The organism is Pseudomonas sp. CFBP13528 (assembly GCF_005233615.1).
In the GTDB taxonomy this organism is placed as follows: Bacteria; Pseudomonadota; Gammaproteobacteria; order Pseudomonadales; family Pseudomonadaceae; genus Aquipseudomonas; species Aquipseudomonas fluorescens_AM.
On record NZ_QGAJ01000004.1, the window covers coordinates 503,231 to 509,634 of the forward strand.

The 6,404-nt window shown below is 63.4% G+C and carries 6 protein-coding genes; 4 read left to right on the plus strand and 2 right to left on the minus strand.

Going from position 1 to position 6,404, the window contains the following annotated elements:
• Positions 1 to 4: 4 nt before the first annotated feature.
• Both PspCFBP13528_RS11855 and PspCFBP13528_RS11860 read left to right on the plus strand, forming a co-directional pair.
• On the plus strand, positions 5 to 949 hold the full coding sequence (locus PspCFBP13528_RS11855; protein WP_137200271.1) for a class I SAM-dependent methyltransferase: 945 nt from the start codon (positions 5 to 7) through the stop codon (positions 947 to 949).
• Positions 950 to 1,042: 93 nt separating this feature from the next.
• Positions 1,043 to 2,287: a zinc-dependent alcohol dehydrogenase gene (locus PspCFBP13528_RS11860; protein ID WP_101220149.1), complete on the plus strand. Its 1,245-nt coding sequence runs from the start codon at positions 1,043 to 1,045 to the stop codon at positions 2,285 to 2,287.
• 120 nt (positions 2,288 to 2,407) lie between these two features.
• Here the strand turns inward: PspCFBP13528_RS11860 and PspCFBP13528_RS11865 are convergent, their stop codons facing one another.
• Positions 2,408 to 2,839, minus strand: a complete 432-nt coding sequence (locus PspCFBP13528_RS11865) for a hypothetical protein (protein ID WP_137200272.1) — start codon at positions 2,837 to 2,839, stop codon at positions 2,408 to 2,410.
• Between the two features lie 96 nt (positions 2,840 to 2,935).
• Positions 2,936 to 3,724: a helix-turn-helix transcriptional regulator gene (locus PspCFBP13528_RS11870; RefSeq protein WP_101220151.1), complete on the minus strand. Its 789-nt coding sequence runs from the start codon at positions 3,722 to 3,724 to the stop codon at positions 2,936 to 2,938.
• Positions 3,725 to 3,808: 84 nt separating this feature from the next.
• Here PspCFBP13528_RS11870 and PspCFBP13528_RS11875 point away from each other — a divergent pair, with 84 nt between their 5' ends.
• On the plus strand, positions 3,809 to 4,807 hold the full coding sequence (locus tag PspCFBP13528_RS11875; RefSeq protein WP_137200273.1) for a bile acid:sodium symporter family protein: 999 nt from the start codon (positions 3,809 to 3,811) through the stop codon (positions 4,805 to 4,807).
• Positions 4,808 to 4,979: 172 nt separating this feature from the next.
• Entirely contained in the window at positions 4,980 to 6,164 is a 1,185-nt protein-coding gene (locus tag PspCFBP13528_RS11880; protein ID WP_065953187.1) for a sugar transporter, read from the plus strand.
• The last annotated feature ends 240 nt before the right edge of the window (positions 6,165 to 6,404 follow it).

The following is a 6,404-nucleotide window of genomic DNA, read 5'->3' on the forward strand; positions in this document are numbered from 1 at the left end:
GTCCATGTCTGCACAACAACTGGCCGATCGTGCCCTGCTGAATCTTGGCCGAGGCTTGAAGGAGAGCGGCTACCGTTTTATCACCCCGACCCCGTTGACCCACGAGCGCATGTACCAACGCCTGTCGACCCCGCTGGCGATGAACCTGCGCGATGTGTTCGGCTGGTCCATGCCGTTCGACAACGACCTGCTGCCAGAGGCCTTTCGTGAAGAGCTGCAGCAAGCTGGAGTGATTGAAAAACATGACGCGCTGTGGCGCAGCACCGTGCGCTGGTCGAGCCTGGGCGACTTGCTGTTTGCCCATTCGCCTTATCCCACCGTCGAGGCGGATGCGGTGTTTTTCGGCCCCGACAGCTATCGATTCGCCCAGGTGATCGAAGCCTATCTGCAGCAGCGCGTCGAACCGCTCAAACGCGCGGTAGACATCGGCTGCGGAGCGGGTGTCGGTGCGCTGGTCGTCGCCCATGCACGGCACGACGCCGAGGTGCTCGCGGTGGACATCAACCCGCGCGCCCTGCGCCTGACTGCGGTGAATGCCGAGCTGGCGGGCCTGACGAATGTGAGCGTTTACCAGAGTGACGTGCTGACCAGCGTCGAGGGCGAATTCGATCTGATCGTCGCCAACCCGCCGTACATGAATGACGACCGCCAACGCGCCTATCGCCATGGCGGTGGTGCGTTGGGCGAGCAGTTGTCGGTGCGAATCGCCGGCGAATCCCTCGCACGCCTGGCCGTTGGCGGTAGCCTGCTGCTGTATACCGGCGTGGCGATGGTGGCCGGCGGCGATCCCTTCCTGGAAGCGGTCAAGCCGTTGCTGGCCAGTGACGCCTATGGCTGGACCTACCGTGAACTGGACCCGGACGTCTTCGGCGAAGAACTCGACAAGCCCGGGTATGAACGCGTCGAGCGGATCGCCGTGGTGGCGCTTACGGTCACGCGGTTGCGCTGAACGACCATTTATCGCTTACCGCCGCAAGGTGAGGGAACGCCCTGCGCTGGGCGTGCCCTTAACTAGTAAGTCCCCATCACAGGAGTGCAGCCCATGCGCGCGATGACCTACCAAGGCGCCCATAAAGTCCAGGTCGATACCGTACCTGACCCGATCATTGAGCAACCCGACGACATCATTCTGCGCGTCACCGCCACCGCGATCTGTGGCTCGGACCTGCACCTGTACCGGGGCAAAATCCCCACGGTGGAGCACGGCGATATCTTCGGGCATGAGTTCATGGGCATCGTCGAGGAAACCGGTCCGGCAGTCACGGCGGTGCAGCGCGGTGACCGCGTGGTGATCCCCTTCGTGATCGCCTGCGGCGATTGTTTCTTTTGTCAGTTGCAGCAGTACGCCGCCTGCGAAACCACCAACGACGGGCGTGGCGCAATCCTGAATAAAAAGGCGATCCCGCCGGGTGCCGCGTTGTTCGGCTACAGCCGCCTGTACGGCGGCATCCCCGGTGGTCAAGCGGAGCTGGTGCGGGTGCCCAAGGCCAACGCCGGGCCGTTCAAGGTGCCTGGGTTGCTGGCGGATGAAAAAGTGTTGTTCCTCTCCGACATCCTGCCCACGGCCTGGCAGGCGGTGACCAACGCCGGTATCGGCAAAGGCTCCAGCGTGGCGATCTATGGCGCCGGCCCAGTGGGCTTGCTCAGCGCGGCGTGCGCGCAGATGCTCGGTGCCGAACGGATTTTCATGGTCGACGATCATCCCTATCGCCTGGCCTACGCACAAAAGATGTATGGCGTGATCCCGATCAACTTTGAAGAGGACGATGACCCGGCCGACACCATCATCCGCCAGACCGCCGGCATGCGCGGCGTCGACGGCGTGGTGGATGCGGTGGGTTTTGAAGCCAAGGGCAGCACCACCGAAACTATCCTCACCACCTTGAAGATCGAAGGCAGCAGCGGCAAGGCCCTGCGCCAGTGCATCGCGGCCGTGCGCCGTGGCGGGGTGGTCAGTGTGGCTGGGGTGTATGCCGGCTTTATCCATGGCTTCATGTTTGGCGATGCGTTCGACAAGGGCCTGACCTTCAAGATGGGCCAGACCCACGTGCAGCGCTATCTGCCGGAGCTGTTGGAGCATATCGAACTGGGCCACCTGAACCCGGACGCGATCATCACCCACCGGCTGTCGCTGGAACAGGCGGCGCGCGGGTATGAGATGTTCGACAAGTGCGAGGAGGAGTGCCGCAAAGTGATTCTGCTGCCGGGGATGAGCGAACGGCCGCTGACCGAGCCGCTGGAAGAACTGTCTCCCGAGCTCCGGATGCAAGGTGTCCCAGGCTTTTAACCTGCTGATACAAAACCAGTGTGGGAGGGGGCTTGCCCCCGATAGCGGTGTGTCAGCCAACCAATGCTTAGCTGGCTCACCGCCATCGGGGGCAAGCCCCCTGCCACATTTGAAGTGCGTTCAAGTCAAGGCTTGCGGCTGAATGTGCAATTGGCCATCCACGTCCTTGACCAACCCGCTGGCCAACAGCAGTGGCGCTACGCGCTTGTGCAACTGCGGCTCGACAAACTCCTTCACCGTCTCCAGCGCCAATACACCGCTGAGCGGCAGCTCGGCCTTGATGTACGACAGCCAGGCCTTTTTCAGCGCCATCAGCACGTCACTGCCTGCCGTGGTGGCAAAGCGGCGGTGCGTGGGTTTGCCGTCGACATTGAACGTGTGCTGGAACCCGTAGCCGGTTTCATCGCCACCGCTGGCAGTGCAGCGTATGCAGGTGCACGGGCCGTTGCCAAACGCGTCGCGCAGGTAGGTGTTGAAGTCCACCACGGGTTTGAGTGACAGGCGCTTATCGACCTCGAACAGGTCTCCAGTCATTTTTTCGTCAGTGTCCAACGTCCATTCCTCGCAAGTCGGTAGCGGTGTTCCAAAGCGCGGCACAATACCAGCCGAGCGCGTGTTTGGGGATTTTTTGCAGTTGGCGGGCCATCCTCAACGGAAAAATTCCCCCGGCGTGGCGTCGAATTGCTGGCGAAACGCGTTGATGAACGCCGACGTCGATTCATAACCACAGCCCAGCGCCACGTCCGTTACCCGCTCGCCTTGCTCCAGGGCGGGCAGGGCGCTCAGCAGGCGCAGGCGCTGGCGCCACGCGCGAAAGGTCAGCCCGGTGTCACTCAGAAACAAGCGACTGAGGGTTTTTTCGCTGATCCCCAGCTTCCGGCTCCAATCCCCCAGCGTGGTCTGCTGCTCGGGATGCAGGTTCAGGCTGCGGTAGATCTGCCGCAAGCGGGCGTCATGGGGCAGGGGCAGCATCAAGTCTACCGGGGGCGCGGCGGCGAGCTGGTCCAGTATCACCTGGGCCAGGCGGCCATCGGGGCCATCCTCGGCATATTCCACCGGCCGTTCGCTGAAGCTGCGGATCAACTCGCGCAACAGGCTGCTCACCTCCAGCACGTGACAGTGCCCGGCCGCCCACGCAGTGACGCTGCAATCCAGGTAGAGGCTGCGCATTTCGGTGTGGGGCGCGCTGTAGACCCGGTGCGGCATGCCCGCCGGAATCCACACCGCACGCTGGGGCGGCGCGACGAAGCGGCCGGCACTGGTCTGGATCTCCAGCACCCCGGAAATGGCATAGGACAACTGCACCCACGGATGGCTGTGTCGGCGCGTCAGTGCTCGATTGGGCAGCGATTCGGTGCGTCCATATACCGGTCGCGGCAGGCTGGACAGCCCGGGCACCGTGCGTCGGACGGTTTTATCCTGTCCTTTAGGCGGCATTTACTGGCTCATTGGCGTTAGTCGGTAACAGATCGTTACGTTAGAGTCGCCCCATGCGCTTGGCAACCCCTGGAAGACTTGCTTATGACCCGTCCGCGTTTCCTGCCCGATAACTTCACCCTGACCCTGATCGCCACGGTGATCCTCGCCTCCCTGCTGCCGGCCAGCGGCCAGACCGCCGTGGCCTTCGGCTGGGTCACCAACCTTGCCATCGCGCTGCTGTTTTTCCTGCACGGCGCCAAGCTGTCGCGCCAGGCCATCGTCGCCGGGGCGGGGCACTGGCGTTTGCATCTGCTGGTGTTCAGCCTGACCTTCGTGCTGTTCCCGCTGCTGGGCCTGGCGCTCAAGCCCGTGCTGTCGCCGCTGATCGGCAACGACCTGTACATGGGCATGCTCTACCTCTGCGCGCTGCCGGCCACCGTGCAATCGGCGATTGCCTTCACTTCCCTGGCGCGCGGCAATATTCCGGCGGCCATCTGCAGCGCGGCGGCCTCGAGCCTGTTCGGTATCTTCCTCACGCCCTTGCTGGTGACCCTGCTGCTCAATGTGCACGGCGATGGCGGCTCCACCATCGACGCGATCCTGAAGATCAGCGTGCAGTTGCTGCTGCCGTTCGTCGCCGGCCAGATTGCCCGACGCTGGATCGGTGACTGGGTCGGGCGCAACAAGTCCTGGCTCAAATTCGTCGACCAGGGCTCGATCCTGCTGGTGGTCTACGGCGCTTTCAGCGAGGCGGTCAACGAAGGCATCTGGCACCAGATTCCGCTGTGGGAACTGGGCGGTCTGGTGCTGGCGTGCTGCATCTTGCTGGCGCTGGTGCTGGTGGCCTCTGCGCTGCTGGGCAAGGCGTTTGGCTTTAACCTGGAAGACCGCATCACCATTGTGTTCTGCGGCTCGAAGAAAAGCCTGGCCACCGGTGTGCCGATGGCCCAGGTATTGTTTGCCGGCGCGACCATGGGCGTGCTGATCCTGCCGTTGATGCTGTTTCATCAGATCCAGTTGATGGTGTGTGCGGCCTTGGCCCAGCGCTATGCCAGGCGCCCGGAAAGCATTCCCGAGTTGATGACGCAGGTGGATCCGTGAGCCGGGGCCGATCAGGCCGATTTCGCCCGGCGCTCAGGCAGTCGCGCTGACCCGTCACGCGATAACCGGGCAGGATCAGGGCCAACAGCGCCGCGAGAAACCTATAGAATGCTCAACGGCCCCGCGTGTCCTGCGCGGCCGTTTGATCACTGTCAGAGTACCTCGCCCCTCAATGAGCCTTTCAGCCGCAACTCCCCAAGCCAATTGGCAACCGGTCATCGCCCTGGCGCTGGCCGCCTTTGTGTTCAACACCACCGAATTCGTGCCGGTCGGCCTGCTCAGCGCCATCGGCGCCAGCTTTGACATGCCCGTGGCCAGCGTCGGCCTGATGCTCACTATCTATGCGTGGATCGTGTCGCTGACGTCGCTGCCGGTGATGCTGCTCACGCGTAACGTCGAACGGCGCAAATTGCTTATCGTGCTGTTCGGCCTGTTTATCGTCAGCCATATCCTGTCCAGCGTGGCCACCAGCTTCGGCCTGCTGATGGTCAGCCGAGTCGGCATCGCCCTGGCCCATGCGCTGTTCTGGTCGATCACCGCGTCCCTGGCGGTGCGCCTGGCGCCGCAGGGCAAGCAAGTGCAGGCCCTGGGGCTGCTCGCCACCGGCACGTCCCTGGCGATGGTGCTGGGCATTCCGCTGGGCCGCCTGCTGGGCGAGGCCATGGGCTGGCGCACCACCTTCCTGGTGATTGCCGCGTTCGCCGCCGCGCTGGTGTTCTGGCTGGGGCGCACCTTGCCGCCGTTGCCGAGCCAGAACTCCGGCTCCCTGCGCAGCCTGCCGCTGCTGTTCAAGCGCCCGGCCTTGGTGGCGCTCTACGTGCTGACCGCAATGACCGTCACCGCCCAGTTCACCGCCTACAGCTACATCGAACCCTTCGTCGAAGGCGTCGCCGGTTTGGGTGGCAGCGCAGTCACCCTGATCCTGCTGGTATTCGGCGGTGCCGGTATCATCGGCTCGCTGCTGTTCAGCCTGGTGCATCGCTTCAACCCGCACGTCTTCGTGATCAGCAGCGTGTTCCTGCTTGCGGCCTGCCTGGCGCTGATGTTGCCGTTGAGCGGCGCGGAGTCCTACCTGGTGGTCCTGAGTGTGTTCTGGGGCATGGCGATCATGGGCTTCGGCCTGGCGATGCAGTCCAAAGTGCTGGTGCTGGCACCCGACGCCACCGACGTGGCCATGGCGATGTTCTCCGGTATCTACAACATCGGCATCGGCGGTGGTGCGTTGATGGGCAGTTGGGTCGGCAGCCACTTTGGCTTCGCCTGGATCGGCGCGGCGGGCGGGTTGCTGGCGGCGCTGGCGTTGGTGGGGTACTGCCTGGCGATTCGGCGGTTTGGGACGGGGGTGGTACAGAGCTGAATCGACGGTTATCCACCTGGTACACCTCGGTCCAAATGTGGGAGGGGGCTTGCCCTGATGCCGATCAGTTAGCGCAGATCCCCTGTGGGAGGGGGCTTGCTCCCGATGGCGGCCTCTGGGCCGACCAGGATGTTGGATTGGACCGGGTACATATCCGTTTCTGCGGTAACGGCTGCTATGGGTTCCGCTTTTACAGCGGGTCACTTTTGGAAAAGAGCCCCAAAAGTAACCAAAAAGGCT